Below are 16,904 nucleotides of genomic sequence, written 5' to 3'. Positions count from 1 at the left end.
AGCGAACGGGGACGCCCCCGAAGTCGACGGCCGCATCTCCGAAACGAACGGGGACACCCCCCGAAGCCGATGGCCATGCCCTCGAAACACCACACAGGAATGCGCGGTTGCGCGGGCCGGCACGGCGAGACACGAACGCGCAGAGTTGGGCGTCGGACTTCCCAACGAGATTGATCCCAGGTGCGGTGGCCTGTTCCGCGGTGGAGTGTCCCACTGGGCGAGGTGCAGCCCAAGGCCCCGAGGCGCGGGCATTCGGAGGGACTCTCCTTGGCGCTCTCCTGGCACCTGGGGCCGTGAGCAGATGCCGGAGTGTCGGCTGCCCACCCGGCAGGAGCTCCGTGCGGGAGGAGCCTTCCCTGGCGATTCGTGCCAGCCGCTCGTCGCCCAACGGAGGGCACTCCGGCAGGGCTCCGCCACAGTCACGGACGGGGCAAAGCAGCCGAAGCCCTGGTGAGGAGGGGTGCATGGTTCCACATCGGGCCGCCCCGCACCACGCCCAGCAGCCGCTTCGGACGCGCCGGAGGTGATGTGGTGTTCGTCACATGGGCGAGAGCGTCGTCGCGTCAGCCGCCGGGCTGGCGGCCACCGCGCGGGAGGCCGACACGGCTCTGCGACTCCGCGTACGGCCCTAAGCGGAATCTCTGGCTGCCTGTTCTCCTGGCCGCCGCACCCGCGTGCGGGCCTGCCTTGGCTCCCGGCCCGGAGCTAAGAGGGCATGTGACCTAGGTGCATCCGTACGCGATGGTGCAGGACGGAGTCGTACGCGACTGGGGACGTTCAGTGGTACGTCCCCCTCCTTGAGGAGGGGGACGGCTGCGTCAGTCGGCGGGTTGTAGGACGGTGTGGACGGCGGCGAGGGCCTGGAGCCGGTCGGCCACGGCATCCGGGCCGAGAGCCGCAAGGGCCCACAGGGCACTGAGCTGGCTGCCGGAGGAGCAGATATTGATCAACGGCGGCCGGAACGGCGCCACGGCGATGTTCCGGGCGGCGAAGGGTGCGGGGTCGAGATAAGTCATGCCGCCGGTCCCGCACAGATACGCGCGGGCGCCGGTCGCGGCGGAGAGGTCCGCGAGCCGGACGAATCGGCCCGGCCGGGACGGGAGTTGGCTGCTGGTGAGGATCTGGCCCTTCCAGCCGAGCAGGTCCAGCAGGACACGGGTGGAGATCTCGGCGACCGTCGCGGTCCGGCCGGTGGTGAAGGCGTCCAGCACCGGGCCCAGGGCCTTCGCGAGGGCGGGCCAGTGGGGGCTGGAGCCGTAGTGCTGCCGCAGCATCCCGGCGGTTCGGCGGCAGGCCAAGGCAGGGTCGTCGATCCGGGCGTCCCGGATGAGGGTGGGCCGCCCGTTGGGGAGGTGGGTGGGGATGGTGAGCCACTGCTGGCGGGCCGGTTCGTCAAGGTCGGCGAGACAGGCTCGTTGCCGCTACTACGAGAACCTCGTGCTGAAGAAGAAGGCGTCTCAGCAGGGACAGCGCAGGATCGCCGCCCTGCCTGCTTCGGGTCCCCGGCTGGAGTAACTCCATAGGCACCGAAGCCGAGCACGGACGGGAGTCTGTTAGGACTTGTCCGGGCGATCTTGGGAGCCGTGGGCGGGCTCCCGCTGGCGGCTCCTAGGATCCGTTCTACGAAGCCCTGCGGCAGCAACTCGACAAGGGCATCTCAACCACCGTCACGCCCATCCGCCCCCGCGGCCCCCATCAACGTCGCTAAGTGCGTTGTAGGGGGCTGCTTGTCCGGCATTGCGGTGGGGGGCTCGCACGTCAGTCTACGGACGGTGCCAGAACCGGAGACGGCGGCGGATCCCTCCCCGTCGTTTCGGCTGGGGATCTCTGGTGTCGTGGACGGCCAGCAGGCGACCGTCCCGGTTCCGGTTCTGGTCGATTTCCGCCGGCGAGTAGCGGCGGGCCCAGCGGACCCGGCCGTCACGGATCCAGTAGTGCGACTGGCACGGGAGGGACCAGTTGCCGATCGAGGGGGTGAGGGAGGCGTTCTCGCCGTCGTAGGTGAGGGACCATTGGGCCGGGGAGAGCGGTGTGACGACTTCGTACCCGCATCCGCAGCAGCACAGGTGGCCGCAGGTGCGGTACGGGATCGAGATGTAGAGCACTCCTGCGTCCATGGCCTGAGGGAAGGTCACGGTGAAGACCGGGCGCAGGGTGTCTAGCGGGGTCACGGGAGGTCCTCGTTGGCGATCTCGTTGGTGATCAGTGAGTACGTGGTGTGGACCTCGTCGGTGGCGTCGGCGTAGATGCCGAGGGAGCGTTTCCATCGGATGACGGCCAGGACGGCGTTGAGCGCGTTGAGGTCTGCGGTCTGGATGTTGCTTGCGTAGGCGTCGCGTTCGGGTGCTGGCCGGGGGATGCGCTCGCGGGGCGTGTCTCGGCGGCCGGGGAGGCTGGTGGTGATGCGGAGCAGTCCGCTGAGGCGGCCGTCGATCTCTTCGATGCCCATGCCGACGTCGATGAACGGCACGTCGTGGGCTTCGAGCCAGTCAATGATGGTCGGCTTGCTGACGGCGTCGTCAGAGGCGAGGAACACGAACGTCGCCCCGGTGAGGAGGTCGAGGTTGTCCTCGTCGAGGTACTGCGCGCAGGCGGTCACGCCCTGGTGCATGTTGGCGTAGATCGAGGCGAAGTGGGTCGCCTTGGGTGGGCGGGTGCGGAGGGTGTCGAGGGCGGGGGCGCCGGGTGCGCGGAAGGCGTTGTGGTTGTCGAAAGTGTCGCCGTCGATGAGGAGGATCGAGTCGACCTCGGTCTTGGCGACCTGGTCGAGGATGTAGCTGCCGCTGCCGCCGAGGCCGACGATCACGATCCGGTGGCCCCGGAAACGGCGGTTGATAGCGGTGATGCCGGCGCGGGAGGTGGCAGTGTCCCGATAGGCGAAGGGGCTGTCGTCGTCGATCTCCTGCCACGCAGCGCCGGGGGTGGGCGTGGCTGAGGGGTCGAGGGCGTGGGCGTGGTCGGCGATGATCCGCGTGTACGCGGTGATCTTCGTGTACTGGTCGGGGTAGCCGTCTGGGGGCTTGCTGGAGAGCATGAAGTTCGCCTGCATGCCCTCGGCGATCACCCGGCTCTCGGGGGTGGCCAGGGGCAGGGGGTGGCCGTGCTCGGTGCAGGGCGTGGAGCCGCCGAACCAGATGCGGTGATCGGTGCCGGAGACGAGGCGGTCTCCGCTGACGGTGATCGGGTGGGCGAGGAAGCCGTGCTCGACAGTGCGGTTCTCGGTGACGTACGGGATCCGGACGATGATGTGGCCGGCGTGGACGGTGATGGCGTAGCCGTCGTCGATGAGGCGGGACAGGTCGGGGTCACGAGCGAGAAGTGCGGTAGACATCGAAGACCATTCCCTCCTTCACTCGGACGCTGTGGCCGGCGGTGAGGCTGCCTGTTCCGTGGCCGTCGTGTCCGCGGCTGTAACGGACGGTGTAGGTGTCCTGGTCGTTCGGCGGCTGGCCGGGGTAGGCGAGGTCGACGACCTGCTCATAGGTGATCTCCTTCGCCTCCCAGATGTGGGGGCGGGCGTTGACGATGATCGTGACGGGCCTAGGCCCGTGAGTGTCGTGGGACATGGGGTCCTCCTGAAGTGGGGAGCGCGTGTTCGGACTGTGGATGCCGGGGTATCCGGCGCGCCGCTGCGGGGGCGGCGCGCCGAGTGCCCGGGGGGTGTGTGGCGGGTCAGCGCCTGGGGAGGGCGAGAAGGTTGTTGGTCCATACGCCGTCGGCGTGGGTCCGCAGGTACTTCTCGCCCCGGGTGGGCGTCACCACGAGCACCTCCGTGCTGCGGCCAGCTGCGTCACTGGTGTAGGCCTTGCCGGCCTTGTTCTCGATCCAGTGGACGATCTCGGCCCGGGTGTTGTCGCCGGTCTTGCCAGTCGCCTGCTCGGTCCACCACAGGTGGGTGATGTGCTCGTGCGCGGTTCCGCCAACCGTCAGGCGCACTGCGGTGATCTGGATAGCCATGTTGCTGTTCCTGCCGGCGACGTTCCTGCGGGTCCCCGCGGCCGGCGCCCGGGTTCCGTGAGCACCCCGGGTGGGGTGCTTCGCCTGGGACAGACGACGTAACTCGCGGGTAGAAAGACGCGTGTGGCTGGCGGGGCCGGCGGGGTGTCAGGAGCAGTCGAGGCAGCGGTCGCTGTCCGGGGCAAACATCGCGGGCGGGTGCTCGAGGAAGCAGCCGGGGCAGGAACGGCCGGGGGTGCGGGGCGGGCAGGCGCAGCGGCCGCATTCGGGGCAGTGAGGGACGCGGCAGCGCGGGCAGGCGGGTTCGAAGGAGCGGTAGTTCTCGTCGCAGTTCGCGCAGATGTAGTCGCGCGACCGGGGGCCGGTGTCAGTGGTGGGCGGGGTGAAGGCGCGCCAGGGGGCGGAGTCGGTGACGAGGACGGCGACGATGTAGCCGTCCATGGGGGCGGTATCGGTGTGCAGTTCGCGTCCGAGGATGCCGTCGCGGTAGCGGACCTGGGTCCGTCCTTGTACGCGGCCGGAGCCGGCCAGGGCGCGGTCGATGACGGGGATGTCGCCTTGGAAGCTGCCGCGCCGCAGGGGCGGCAGGCCGTGGGAGGCGGCGAAAGCGAGGCGTCCGACGGAGTCGAGGAGGAGAACGTGACCGGGGGCGGGGAGGCGCTGGGCTGCTCGTACGCAGACGGCCATGCGGGAGGCGTTGCTCGTCTCCCACAGGAGGGTGATCGCTGAGGCGGTGGGCCCTTTGGCGTCCAGGTGCTGGTCGACGAGGTGTGCGGGAAGCAGGATCTGGGCGGCGAACGCGTCGCAGGCGGCGTCTTCGAGGAGGACGCCGCGGTCGGCTTCCTTGCTGAAGGGCTCCATGAGGTCGAAGCTGTTCTTCTGCAGGTGGTGACCGAGTTCGTGCAGGGCGGTGAAGTCCCGCCGTGCGTGGCTGTTGGAGGTGGCGACGGACAGGCGGGGTGGGGGGCCGTAGTCGTACGCGCCGGCGACGCTGCAGCCTTGGGCTGCCTCGTTCTCGGGGACGTCTTTGACGGTGAGCTCGGGCCAGGTCCGCAGTTCCGCGAGGGCGCCTTGTGCCAGGAGTTCGACGGCGCCGGGGCGGTCCGTTTCGAGTTCTGTGATCATGGCGGCGGCCTGGGTGCGGGCGGCGCCGGCGAGCACGTAGTTGACCACTCGGGGGTACCCCCTCTTCTCTATTGGTCCAGGAGGAGTTCGAAGTAGCGGTCGGTGCGTGCGGTCCAGTTCGGCTGGGTGCGGTTGTCGTCGCGTGCCGCGAGCGTGTAGACGCCATAGGCGGCGCGCAGACGGGCGGCGTGTTCGGTCTCGTCGTACTGGGCGGAGAGTTTCTTGACCTGGCTGCGCCGCAGAGGCCGGTTGAGTTCGTGGACGACGGCGGGTGGCAGGGCGGGGTTGGCGTCGAGGAAGCGGGCGGCGGGCTGGCCGAGGAGTGCGGCGAGCGTGGCGGCCTGTTCGGCGGTGAGGGGCTGCTGGCCCCGCCACACGTCCAGCGCCAGAGGGGGTGGCAGTTTCAGTTCGGCCGCGAGCTGCTTGACGGTGATTCCGTGCTCGCCAAGGAGCTCGGAGAGACCTCCCGATCCTTGCGGGGCCCACCATGCGGAGCCGAGGACCTCAAAGTGGCCGGTGAGAACGGCGCGGTACTCGTCTGCCGCTGAGGACAAGACGGTACGGCTTCCCCACTGGGCGCCGGTCACTGTGTCGGCGAGCGCACGAGAGGTGAGGTTGTCGGGGCGGCTTGTCAGCTCGCTGACCTGCCGGTCCAGCACGCACCACGGCACGGTGGTCTCCAGGCCCCACCACAGGGCCAGCGGCTGCTCCAGGGTGGTCGCCTGGGCGGGCAGAAGCAGGGTGTCGGCGTCGGCGTACCGCTCGAATGAGGCCGGCACGACGCGCGCGGTGTCGTCGTCGCCGGCCGTGGTGATCAGCAGCAGCTGGATGGTGTCCTCCCACATCGCGCGCCAGATTTGGCCGGGGCGGGGGTCCTGGGGTGCTGCGGTGGCCACTCGGTGGACGGCGTCGGGTACTTTCAGGCTCGCTGCGGCGGCTAGAAGCCTCTGGTAGGCAGTGGTGTGGACAGAGCTCATGCCGTCTCCCCCGTCTCCTCGGCTGTGGTCCATCAGCGCATTCTCTTCTCACTGGGTCCAGACGACGTAACTGGGGCTGTTCACGACGCAGCCTTGCTGCAGCGCCGCAACAGGGCAGCCATGACGACCTGGGGGTCGCTGTCAGCGGAGAGGGCGTCACGGAGCATTGTTTTGAGGTTGGACAGGACAAACGCCGCATGGCCTTGCCGGATCTCCAGTAGTTGCGCCGCATGGTGGGCGTCCTTGTCGAGGTAGGGAAGCAGCAGACGCTCGTTGGGTGAGAAACGCTGCCAGATGTCCTCGGCAACCCCTTCGACCCCGGTCGGGTCCGGTGCGGTGATGGCTGCATGCTGCTCGACGATGGCGGCGACGGTCCCTTCGTCGGCGAACAGAGGGGTCATGCGGGCCGGTGCCAGAAGCTCGAACCGGGCCTCGAGGACCTTGGCGAGCTCTTCCTCCCGTACCGCTCCCTGTGCGTACTGCAGTACGGACAGCAGAATGGCCATCAGGGCGTGCACGGTCTGCTGGGGTGTGGGGCCGGAGTGGTTCCAGCGGGTGATACCGACGCCTTTCACCTGTGCGGCCTGGGCGATGAGATCGTCGAGATCTCCCTGCCATACGGCTCCTTCGGCGTGGTCAGCCAGTGCCCAGCGCGGCGGGGAACCCTTGAGCTTGCGGTAGGCCGCGTCCTCGCCCATCAGCCGGGCGATACGGCGCCGAAGCTTGCCTCGCGGTGTCTTCTTCGCCTCGTCGATGAGGAAGTTCTTGATCGACGTGAGAAACAGTCGTTCCAGAGAGGCTTCGTCGGCGGCCTGGGTGAAGCAGACGGTCACGAACCGTTGTCCCGCTCCTTCCTGGGACAACATCGCGCTAATCACGTCGTAAGCCGCGTCATCGCTCCACACCGTGTGCCCCTCCGGGGGCGGAAAACCGGTGCCACGGCGGACCTGGTGAACCAGCCTCCGCAGCAGTTCGAACGTGGCTGGCCCCAACCGGCCGGTCTGCAGCTCCTCGTACGCGCCTTCTGTCACGAGCCCCACCCCGATCCCTGCCCCCGCCGGACGTCTATGGCTGCGGGGTCTCACGCCTGCTTACACCAGCATCCACCTCCCTCGCATGCGACACGCGCATATTCCACTTGCCGTGCGGAAGGGCTCGCCGACTGCTGTCCGGGCACGGGGCATCAGCTCTCTGCGCGGCGGCAGGGGCAGCGGCAGCGCACGGCGTTCAGCGGCGCTTCGCGCGGGCGGTGTCGACTCGCGCGAAATCGTCGGGCTTCTCATTCATGAGCAGGCCGTTGGGGTCCACGAGTGGCGCCACTACTAGGTGAAGGTCCTGCCCGGCAGGGTCGTCCTGGCCGTCGTGCCATCGTGCAACCGCCCGGCCGGCGCCTGCCACCAGGTCGGCAAGCTGGAGGGAGGGATGGTCCACCGAACGGCCGCGGACCAGGCTCTGAAGGTGGCTCTGCTTGATCAGGCCTTGCACCAGACCCACGGCTGTCGCCCCGCGTTCCAGGACGTCGAGTTTGTCGTCGGTCAGCAGCCGTTGGTCGTCCGCGAGGACCTGGAGCTTGCCGCCGTGTCGGATCGAGGCGTGGAGGATGACTGCCGGCACGGCGGTGACGAGCGGATCGGTGGAATCGTCGAGCAGCCCGTGCTCTCCGGTCGGTGTGGCTTCGGACGGCCGCTCACGGGCGAAGGCTTCGGCTTCCGGGCGGGTTGTGCGCAACATCCCCAGGACCTGTGCCGCCTTCTTCGCCTGCGGGGCTTTACGGCGGCGGGCGTAGGCGTGGCACTGCTGGATGACGGTGAAGAGCTCGTCGACGGTGACATGGTCGCCCGTACGGTTCTTCTTGGAGAAGAAGCCCACGGCGGTGGCGATGAGTCGGTCGAAGCCGTCGCGGCCCATCGCCCGGGGGCCTTCGGTGGCCAGGTCCAGGGCGAACTGGCGGGCGACGCCGTTCATGACGATGTCGATGCCCATGGCGTTGAACCGCTCCTCCAGCAGGAGGTCGACAAGTTTGGCCGCGACGAAGTAGTGCTTGTCGATCACGTATACAGAGGCGCGGTCATGGAGCGGACCACCGGGTGCCAGCATGTCGCCCAGGAGGTGACGGCGCCGGCCCGCAGCCGGGCCGGCGAACATCTTCTGGAACTTCAGCTCTGTCGCGGACTTCTGGATCCCCGCCTCGACACGCAGGGTGTCCACGATGGCGGCAGCATCGGCGTCATCAATGGCCACCGAGCCCAGGATCATGTAGCGGTCGCCGCCGTGCAGCTGATCGCCGTGGTAGCCGGACTCGTCGATGGCGATCCACCGCCCGGCCCCGGCCCGGTCGTCGGTCGGTTCCAGACGGCTGCGACGGCTGAAGTTCGCTCCGAGCAGTCCCGTCCCGGCGTTCGGCGCATGGTCACGTTCGATCACCCCGCCATCCTCGGCGCACGACGCCACCCCGACAAGCTGCCCGACCGCTCCACCCGACTCCCGTGCCTGCTGCTGCCTGCAAGCATGAAGAGCATGCCGGTAACGCCCCTTTCTCGCAGCCGGGCAGGGATGACGGTGCGTATCGCAGACGAGGGGTGCGCCGCGCAGTTGTAGCGTCGGTGTACCGGTCCGTGGAGGACTGGACCGGGTGCAGGAGACATCCCGGATGCTCAGTGGCGCCGGCAGAGGGTGCGGCGCACCCGCTTCGCCCTTCATGATCGTTCTTGATCCGCATCATGTGGTGCTCCAGCCGACCGGACAGCGCCGAAGGACCCACCGTGCCCTCCTCGCTCCGCCGCCGGGCAGACCACCTCCGCGCCGCTGGCCAGATCCGTTCCCTTGCCTGCGCCGGCCCCGCCGGCACGACGTCGACGCTCCCGAGGCAGAACGCGGCTTGGGGCTCGGGTGCAGGCCGCATGCCGTGAGCTGCTCCTGTCGGCCTGCGGGATTTGCTGTGCGGGTCAGCGCTGCATTAGCCGGATGTCGGGGTAATGGTGTTCGTCGGCAGGCCATGGAACGGCCCACGGCTGGTTGTCCCCGTCCCGCAGGAGGGTGACGATGTTGCGTCCGTCGTACAGCTCCTCGGACGGCTGACCCGTGACATGGGAGAGAACCTGTGCGTAGTCGCCCACGTCGAAGGGATCGAAGACGAACTTGGTGGACATGCCCTGGAGGGGCAGCGTCATGACATCGACGTGGTTCTCACCTGCATGCAGAAGGTGCTTGGGGACGCGGTTGAACAGGGTAGTCATGTAGGCGGCCAGGGCAGCTACCTCACGGAACTGCTGCGGGTGGAGGACGAGTTGTCGGGCCGCCTCGAAAGCTGGAAGGGTCACGGCCTGGGCGAGGGCGCCCCAGTCCTGGAGCACGGCGACGACGGCGGTCGCTCCGACTCTGATGGCGAAGAAGGGGAAGTTGATGATGTCCACGTAGTCGAAGCGGTGGCGCGGGTCGGTGGGCTCCTGCGCCTGGAAAACGAACACGGAGGCCGGATGCTGATCTTTTTGCCAGCGTACGGCGCCGCGAGCCGCCTGCAGCAGCAGGTGGTGCATGCGGAAGGTGGTCAGGAATTCGGGCGAGACGATGGAGCCTCCCTGCGGGTCACGCCGGTCAGCGAGGAGCGACAGTTCCCGGAACATGAGGCCGTAGTAGATCTTGCCCATCCACAAGAACAGGGTGGTGGCGTCCAGGGCCGCAACCGCTTCGGGGCCCTCGGCGAAGGCGTCGCCCACGGCTTGTTCGATGCGGGACAAGTGTTCGTTGTTGCAGGTGCTGCAGCAGGGAATTTTCATCTGCTTGTACGGCATCAGGGTGCCGTTGAGCAGTGTGATCTTCTCGTTCCACAGGTCGCACCGCCGCAGCAGCCACTGGGGAAAGACGTGCTCGTCGGTCCGGCCTCTGGCAAGGTCGGCCCCGCACAGGAAGCATCGGTCCTGGGTGAGCGCCTGGTCGCGGTCCCACTGGTAGAGAAACCCTGGTATCTCGTTCTGATCGTCGGTCTGTGACACGGGCCGACCCTAGACCAGTTGGCGAGCCTTACGGGCAGGGCGGCGGCGCGACCGGCCGCGCCAGACGGTTCAAGGTTGCCGGACACGTCGTGACAAGTTCCTTGAACCCTTGGCGTCCGTCCTAAAGATTCGTATCCCGGGCGGCTTCGCGTTCCGGACCGAGCGGCTCTCGCGGGCATCGTGTACGTCCTGCGGACCGGCGTTGCCTGGCGCGACGTTCCGGCCGAGACCGTGGGCTGCTCCGGAGTCACGGCCTGGCGCCGGCTGCGGGACTGGACCAAGGCTGGCGTGTGTCGTACTGGCCCGCAGGTGGGTGGTGGAGCGCACGCTGAGCTGGCTGGCCCGCTCACGCCGCCGCTACCGCGACCACGAACGCCGCCTCGACCACCACGCCCAGATAGTGTAGTGGGCCGCCGTGATCAGGCTGTCCCGGCATCCCGCCCCACGTCGTCAGCCCGCACGTCGAGACCCCGCTTCACATCGACATCCACCCCATCGACGCCAACTTCGCCGAGGACGAACCCGCCCACCAGCACTTCGACTTCCGCTTCCTCTTCCACACCACCGCCGACATCGGCGAACTCCAGACCGAATAAGTCTCCGGCGCTGCCTGGCGCAACCTCGACGAGATCATCGACCCGAAGCTCAAGGGGCGCATCGCTACAGCCCTGCTCGATGCCGACAGCAACGCCGCGTCGAGCGGCCAGCTCCCGCTCATCGGTCCTTGGCCGACTGCGAGCGAGTGAGGGAGCTGAAGGAGCTCAGGGGCTGAAGGGGCTGACTCTTCAGCATCCCTTCAGAACTCCGCGAAGACATCGAGGGCCGGGCCTCCGTGAGAGGAGCTCGGCCGTCAACGCGTCCAGCGGCAGTCTGCCGGGCCAACGGGACGGGCACGGTCAATCCCGGCGGAGTCTCGCGGCACTGTTCCACAATCCCCACGCCGGTACAGTTCTGGAGTAGATTCACTTCCTCGCATTTTTTGCTCTGGTTGTTGAGAACAGCGGCGGCCGGTCAGCCGGTTGTCCTCAACAACCAGAGCAAAGAAGTGAGTGAACACTCAGACACTGATCATGTTTCTGCTTCTCGGCGCCTCGGTCTCACTAAACGCCGCCATTGTCGCCGGGATCCTGGCTCGTCTCAGCGGGATGACCACGCTCTCGGCCGTGCTCGTCGCTGGCCCGGCGTTCATCGCTGTCTTCAGCCTATTCATCACGGCATGGGGCAACGTAACCTGACCTTCAACCGGCACCTCAGCTGCCATCACGCCTCGCACGACACCTATCGAAGCGAGTTCATCCTGCCCCGCTCCTGCTCACGCAGGCCCTCCTGCGGGTGATGGACCAGGTCCTGGAGCCCTCCGAATAGTCGCCCTGCCCCCGCAGAGGCACGACAGACAGATTCCTCGGCAGGCGAAGCGTTCTCCGTCATTGGCTGAAGCGGGCCCATCTCAGATCCGGTACCTCGGCGAGATATCCGTCTCACAGCGCCTCCACCCACTCGACGGGCTCACACGTGAGGTCAACAACCGCCTCGCCTTCGGGCGCCCGCACATGGCGGACGGCAGCGTCCTGCGGGGGTTCGGGGACGGTGGCGGCGTAGGGGATCGCGGCGGCGCACGCAGCGCAGGCATCCGCAAGGTGCCAGGTGAGGCCACGGTCCGCCCGGATCAGCAAGAGCCGCAGCGGGCCGGAACAGGGGCCCCGGCGCCCGTGCCACACACAGACCCTTTCCCGGCACTGGCACGTACGCAGGTACGTCGGCAGCCGGGACTCGACGAGGTGGCCCGCAAGGTGCCGACGGACCTGCACGACCCCATCAGCGCCCATGGCCACGAACGGCTGCGGGCAGGCACTGCACGTCAGCATGGGCCGCCCCGCCGAACTGTTGATCGTGACGGTCCAGGCGCGTGCGGACAGAGCCATGGACATCGGTCCCTCCAAGCCGTGAGGAGTCAGCCGCCGACCCCTGCGTCCGGGCGGCTTCGGGCGCGGACACCGTAGTGCAGACCTCTGCCCTGCCGGAGCCGGTCCGCATCGACACAAATAGGGCAGAGGTCTGCACTGCCAGGGCAGGGGTCTGCACCGTCGGATGGATCCGTGACGATCATCCCGCCGCCGGAGCCCGACCCGACGGCACTCAGGCTCTGCCTCGCTCGGCTGCGTGCGCAGCGCAGGTGGAGCTACGACGAGCTCGCCGCGCACAGCGGTCTGTCCCGCCGGACTCTGATCGAGATCGAGCAGGGCCGAACGATCTGCACGCTGGCCACGTGGCACGCTCTCGCCCACGCCTTCTCCATCCCGCTGGGTGAGCTCCTGAATCCGCTGTGCGCGGGGCACGAACCTCCAATGTCCGACGCCTGAGCACAGTCGCACGTCGGCCACCCGAACGTGATGGCGCTCTCGTACATAAGTTCTGAATTCGGATTCCCGTCGCCGTCTTGTCACTGCATCGGGCGGACCGGACGGCGCGTACGTAAGACACGCGCGGATGCGTTGGCACTTTTTGACTCCGGCACCTGCCGAGGGTGCGCCCTTTCCCTGCGCCCACATGTCTGTGGCGTGGGCTTCGAGCTTCCGGAGAGATCTGTTCCATGCCCTTTTCCCCGACCGACGAACAGACCGCCGTCCTGGAGGCGTTCCGCAGCGGCGGCCATCTCGCCATCCAGGCCGGCGCAGGCACAGGCAAGACATCCACGCTCGTCTTCCTCACGGAACAGATGCCGCTGCGGCGTGGGCGCTACCTCGCTTTCAACCGGGCCATCGCCCTGGATGCCGCCGCCCGCTTTCCCTCTGTGGTCCAGTGCAAGACGGCCCACTCGCTGGCCTACGCCGCGCTCGGCCACCGCTTCCGCGGCCGCCTGAACGCTCCTCGGCGGCCCGGGTGGCGGATCGGGCAGGACCTGGGCCTTAACGCCCCGGCCGACATCGGCCGGGCGGGGCTGATGCCAGCGACGCTGTCCAACGCCACGCTGCGGACAGTGACCCGCTTTTGTCAGTCGGCCGACATGCAACTGGCCCACCATCACGTTCCGCACCTTCGGGGCCTGGACAACGAGGACCATGCGGAACTGGCCGACCTGATCCTGCCCTACGCGGAGAAGGCATGGGCCGATCTGCAGGACCCCTACGGCGGCGCGGTCCGTTTCGAGCACGACCACTACCTGAAGATGTGGGCCCTGACCGAGCCGGTCCTTCACGGCGACTTCCTCCTGCTGGACGAGGCCCAGGACACCAACCCTGTCCTCGAGCAGATCGTCCTGGCCCAGCAGGAGCGCACTCAGATCGTCATGGTCGGTGACTCGGCACAGGCCATCTACGGATGGCGCGGCGCCCGGGATGTGATGACGCGGTTCACCGGCCAGCACCTCACGCTCACCCGCTCCTTCCGCTTCGGCCCCGCGCTCGCCAACGAGGCCAACCGGTGGCTCACCCTCAGCAACGCTCCCATCCGACTGACCGGGACACCCGACATTCCGACCACAATCGGATCCCGAGCCGGGCGCCCGGATGCGGTCCTGTGCCGGACCAACATCGGCGCGATGACCGAGGTCCTCGCACTCATCGCCGCCGGCATCGCCACGGCGCTGGTCGGCGGGGGTGACTCCCTGCGCGCCCTGGCATGGGCCGCCCGCGACCTCATCCAAGGACGCCGCGCCCACCACCCCGAACTTGTGCTGTTCACCACCTGGACGGCGCTGCGCGACTACGCCGAGCACGACCCCGCCGGCAGCGACCTGCAGCCCTTCGCTAACCTCGTCGACGAACACGGCCCCGAGGCCATCCTGCAGGCTGTCGACCGACTCGTTCCTGAAGACGCGGCCGAGGTCACCGTCTCCACCGCCCACAAGGCCAAGGGCCGGGAATGGGCCCGGGTCCGCATCGCAGCCGACTTCACGCCGCCCGCCGACACCGACGAGGTCGACGCCCAGGGCCAGCCCGTTCCCCAGCCCGTCGATGAGGCAGAAGCCCGCCTGGCGTACGTCGCCGTCACCCGGGCCCGCCACCACCTGGACCCCATCGGCCTGGCCTGGATCAGCCAGCACCCCGACAACCCGGCCTGAACCCGAACTCCCCGGCACACGCCGCGGCCTCACCCGGCAGATCGCCCACGATGACGCAGCACCGGCGCGCGCCGCGCCTACTGATCACGCATTCCCCGACGTCATCGCGATTGACGAATGGGCCGCGATTGTCACCACGGAAACGACTCGTTCGCCCCATGCCCCCGAGGCCCGCACTTGCCTTGGAGCCTTCGGGACCACCGGGTGCCAGTGGTGAGGCACCGGGCGGCACATGTCAGGAACGGTCGCGTACGACGGCTCGCCTTTGCTCCGCGTCCGGTCCGGGCTGTGGCACGATCCGCGGCAGGGCGGCGGGACGCAGGGCCCAGTGCACGCGGAACTGTTCCAGGATCTTTCGGGCGCTGTGCGGGGACACGGTCATCTCCAGGCGCGCCTCAGCCAGTTGCTGCAGGTCGCCGGGTGTCTTGTCGGGGCCGGTGTAGGCCGCTTTGCGGGCCGCGAAGTTGGGTCGCGCAAACACTTCGAGCAGGGTGCCGATGAAGTAGAGGTAGCAGGAGAACTCCTCCCACCGCTGGGCAGATTCGCCGACGGGGTCGGTGCCTTCGGCGTGGGGAGGGTGTACGGCGTGTGCCAGGTGCAGGACGCGCTGCTCAAGTTCGGGGTTGGCCCGACTGGAGTCGGCCTCGCGGATCAGGGTGATCAGGGTATGCAGGTCGTGCACGGTCTGCGCGGTGGCGGCGGAATCGTCGTGGCGGGCCAGTAGCGCGCGAAATCCGACGAGGGCTTGGGCGGCCTCCTCCCACAGCACTTCACGGGCCAGGACCGCCAGTCCGGGCTGCCGGGTGCGCCGGTGGGTCTCTGTCACCTTGCGGGTGTAGCGGATGAGGTCGCGTGGGAGCCCGCCGGACAGCGCGTGGACGAGTGCGACGAAGGGGTCGGTGAATCCCGGGACCCGTATCTGCAGCAGCGCTCTGGACTCTTCCAGGGTGCGCGCCTCGATGACCAGGACGTCCTCCAGGGAACTGTCGGTGACGTCGCGGGTGGGCAGTCCGCGGCGGATGAAGGCCGACCCGATGTCCTCCGACACCGACAGCACGAAGTACACGCGCGGTACGTCGAAGATGGCCTTGATCTCGGCGAGGAACGCGCGTGCCTGCTCACTGGAGCCCAGCCGGTCGAGCTCGTCAATGCCGACGAAGACCTTCCAGTTGTCCTGGCGCTCGATGGCGCTGATGCGGGACAGCAGACTCCGGAACTCCCACACCAGCTCCGGGTAGGTGAAGGTGCGGGAACTGCTGCCGCTGGTACGGCCGAATCCCAGGGTGAGCGCGCGGGCCGACGCGCCGAGCGAGGTTGACGTGCCGACAGACTGGATGTGCTGCAGCAGATTCAGGTAGTTGTGGCAGTCGTGCACCAGGCGCCGCACCGGCCGCCCGGTGAGCCAGCTCCTCGGATCGGCCCACCACAGCAACAGCGCCCCCACCACGAGCAGCACCAGACGGGAGATCACGGGATGCTCCTGCCATGCGGTCAACGTCCACTCCCACAGACCCACCGCCCATCCCGCGGCGGCGGGGCGAGCGGACTGGTAGACGGCATCGACGAGATCGCGGACTTCCCTCTGGATCGCCAGGACGACCAGGCCGAGCCCGGCCAGGAGCTGGGCCCACCGGCGGGCCGAGTAGTACAGGCGCCGGGGGCGGTGTGCTGCGCGGGCCCGCGAGCGGAACAGAAACGGGGTACGCGGACGGCGGCCGTACAGTGCGAGGTAGTCCCGGCACACCGACTGGAACAGGGAGAGCAGGAACTCCTCGGGGCGGTAGTTGGCCGGCGTCTGGATGATGGTGTGGAAATGCGGTTCGGGAAAAGGACCGAGCCGGCCCTGGCAGGCCTTCTTCAGCAGGGTGCTCTTGCCGACGCCCCGTGGCCCGCAGATCGCGATCGCCCCACCGCTCATCTGATCGAGCTTGCGCTGCAGCGTGGCCTCGACCTGCGTCGATATCCAGTACCGGGAGTTGCCGGCGTCGATGAGACCGTCATGGCTGCGGGCCACCAGCAGTGACTCGTGATCAGGTCCGAGCAGCGCCGTCATCTCACGCCGCATGATCGGGTCCATTGTCTTCTTCAGCCTGACGAGCGCCCACCAGCCCAGGCGCACCTCGGCGTCGGCCGCGCATGCGGCCCACAGCACGCCGTATAGGGCGGTCTGTATTTGGTTGACAAAGTTGTTCCGGTTATCCGCGTTTCTGAACTCTTTGACGCCGCAGTAGCCCAGAGGCCAGATAAGGACCGTGATACCCACCCACCAGGGCATCCCGACCATTGCATCCGCCAGCCAGTAGGCGAGCGCCACCAAGAACATGAGCGACAGGAAGGGCGTGGCGCGGCATCGCTCTCGGGACTCGATGAGGCTTTGACGCAAGGAGTCGACGCGAGCCGCTCTGCGGCGCAGATCGAAGTAGGAGGGATCCGCCCGCAGCACTTCGGCGATGATCCGGGGCTGGTCGAAGGACTGCCGCAAGTGCTCGTCCGTGATCTGGGGCCGGTCCAGGTCCAGATACGCCCGGATCTCTGGGTGCTCGGTTGACGCCGTCACGGCACGCTCGTACCAGGGCCGGATCCGCCGGGGCTCCAGGTGCCAGATTCCGCTCGGCATCCATGCCTTCCTCTGAGCAGCGAATGCATCCCGCGGCCCGACAGCAACGGGAAACCGTAAGGGGCTGACACCTTACGCCCCGTGCGGAACCCCTGGACCAGGGCAGCATCGTAGGAGCCAACATGCTCAACAGGGCTCGGCGGGAAGAAAGTTGACGCAATGTCGCTGTTAGCAGC

The 16,904-nt window shown here is 68.1% G+C and carries 15 protein-coding genes and 2 pseudogenes; 5 read left to right on the top strand and 12 right to left on the bottom strand.

Annotation, left to right across the window (positions count from 1 at the left end; translation table 11 throughout):
- Positions 1 to 818: 818 nt before the first annotated feature.
- The 10 genes and pseudogenes from ACFVYX_RS19405 to ACFVYX_RS19360 all read right to left on the bottom strand — a co-directional run.
- Positions 819 to 1,379 (bottom strand): annotated as a pseudogene (locus tag ACFVYX_RS19405) (WbqC family protein); the annotation flags it as partial.
- Positions 1,380 to 1,763: 384 nt separating this feature from the next.
- The gene (locus ACFVYX_RS19400; protein WP_389682594.1) at positions 1,764 to 2,171 is read right to left on the bottom strand and encodes a DUF6527 family protein; all 408 of its coding nucleotides are present in this window, start codon (positions 2,169 to 2,171) and stop codon (positions 1,764 to 1,766) included.
- Positions 2,168 to 3,331, bottom strand: coding sequence for a ThiF family adenylyltransferase (locus tag ACFVYX_RS19395; protein ID WP_389682593.1), 1,164 nt, complete (start codon positions 3,329 to 3,331; stop codon positions 2,168 to 2,170). Before ACFVYX_RS19395 ends, ACFVYX_RS19400 begins: the two co-directional genes overlap by 4 nt.
- Positions 3,306 to 3,566, bottom strand: a complete 261-nt coding sequence (locus tag ACFVYX_RS19390) for a multiubiquitin domain-containing protein (RefSeq protein WP_361389322.1) — start codon at positions 3,564 to 3,566, stop codon at positions 3,306 to 3,308. The genes ACFVYX_RS19395 and ACFVYX_RS19390 overlap by 26 nt, the downstream gene beginning before the upstream one ends.
- Before the next feature lie 106 nt (positions 3,567 to 3,672).
- Positions 3,673 to 3,957 (bottom strand): DUF3892 domain-containing protein, encoded by a 285-nt coding sequence (locus ACFVYX_RS19385; RefSeq protein ID WP_381571504.1) that lies wholly within the window; start codon positions 3,955 to 3,957, stop codon positions 3,673 to 3,675.
- Between the two features lie 147 nt (positions 3,958 to 4,104).
- Positions 4,105 to 5,130: an ImmA/IrrE family metallo-endopeptidase gene (locus ACFVYX_RS19380; protein ID WP_389682592.1), complete on the bottom strand. Its 1,026-nt coding sequence runs from the start codon at positions 5,128 to 5,130 to the stop codon at positions 4,105 to 4,107.
- Positions 5,131 to 5,150: 20 nt separating this feature from the next.
- On the bottom strand, positions 5,151 to 6,059 hold the full coding sequence (locus ACFVYX_RS19375) for a hypothetical protein (RefSeq protein WP_389682591.1): 909 nt from the start codon (positions 6,057 to 6,059) through the stop codon (positions 5,151 to 5,153).
- Between the two features lie 80 nt (positions 6,060 to 6,139).
- Entirely contained in the window at positions 6,140 to 7,090 is a 951-nt protein-coding gene (locus ACFVYX_RS19370; protein WP_389682590.1) for a hypothetical protein, read from the bottom strand.
- 196 nt (positions 7,091 to 7,286) lie between these two features.
- Positions 7,287 to 8,483: a DUF3800 domain-containing protein gene (locus ACFVYX_RS19365; protein ID WP_389682589.1), complete on the bottom strand. Its 1,197-nt coding sequence runs from the start codon at positions 8,481 to 8,483 to the stop codon at positions 7,287 to 7,289.
- A gap of 521 nt (positions 8,484 to 9,004) precedes the next feature.
- Complete coding sequence (locus ACFVYX_RS19360) at positions 9,005 to 10,051, bottom strand: hypothetical protein (RefSeq protein ID WP_389682588.1); 1,047 nt, start codon at positions 10,049 to 10,051, stop codon at positions 9,005 to 9,007.
- A 132-nt stretch (positions 10,052 to 10,183) separates the two neighbouring features.
- Between ACFVYX_RS19360 and ACFVYX_RS19355 the strand changes: the two are divergent.
- Positions 10,184 to 10,342: pseudogene (locus tag ACFVYX_RS19355) on the top strand (transposase); the annotation flags it as partial.
- Positions 10,343 to 10,470: 128 nt separating this feature from the next.
- On the opposite strand, the gene ACFVYX_RS19350 reads toward ACFVYX_RS19355, so the two are convergent.
- Positions 10,471 to 10,611, bottom strand: coding sequence for a hypothetical protein (locus tag ACFVYX_RS19350; RefSeq protein ID WP_389682587.1), 141 nt, complete (start codon positions 10,609 to 10,611; stop codon positions 10,471 to 10,473).
- Positions 10,612 to 11,121: 510 nt separating this feature from the next.
- Here ACFVYX_RS19350 and ACFVYX_RS19345 point away from each other — a divergent pair.
- From ACFVYX_RS19345 to ACFVYX_RS19330, 4 genes are all read left to right on the top strand, one after another.
- Positions 11,122 to 11,286: a hypothetical protein gene (locus tag ACFVYX_RS19345; RefSeq protein WP_389682586.1), complete on the top strand. Its 165-nt coding sequence runs from the start codon at positions 11,122 to 11,124 to the stop codon at positions 11,284 to 11,286.
- A gap of 589 nt (positions 11,287 to 11,875) precedes the next feature.
- On the top strand, positions 11,876 to 11,998 hold the full coding sequence (locus ACFVYX_RS19340; protein WP_359623987.1) for a hypothetical protein: 123 nt from the start codon (positions 11,876 to 11,878) through the stop codon (positions 11,996 to 11,998).
- Between the two features lie 149 nt (positions 11,999 to 12,147).
- Positions 12,148 to 12,411: a helix-turn-helix transcriptional regulator gene (locus tag ACFVYX_RS19335; RefSeq protein ID WP_389682585.1), complete on the top strand. Its 264-nt coding sequence runs from the start codon at positions 12,148 to 12,150 to the stop codon at positions 12,409 to 12,411.
- Positions 12,412 to 12,641: 230 nt separating this feature from the next.
- A complete protein-coding gene (locus tag ACFVYX_RS19330) occupies positions 12,642 to 14,111 on the top strand; it encodes a UvrD-helicase domain-containing protein (protein ID WP_389682584.1) in 1,470 nt (489 codons plus the stop codon).
- A 235-nt stretch (positions 14,112 to 14,346) separates the two neighbouring features.
- On the opposite strand, the gene ACFVYX_RS19325 is transcribed toward ACFVYX_RS19330, so the two are convergent.
- Positions 14,347 to 16,728, bottom strand: a complete 2,382-nt coding sequence (locus ACFVYX_RS19325; protein WP_389682583.1) for a hypothetical protein — start codon at positions 16,726 to 16,728, stop codon at positions 14,347 to 14,349.
- Positions 16,729 to 16,904 lie beyond the last annotated feature (176 nt).

Origin of the sequence: Streptomyces sp. NPDC058326, assembly GCF_042879855.1 — a bacterium.
Classification (GTDB): Bacteria; Actinomycetota; Actinomycetes; order Streptomycetales; family Streptomycetaceae; genus Streptomyces.
This window is presented reverse-complemented; position numbering and strand designations above follow the sequence as displayed.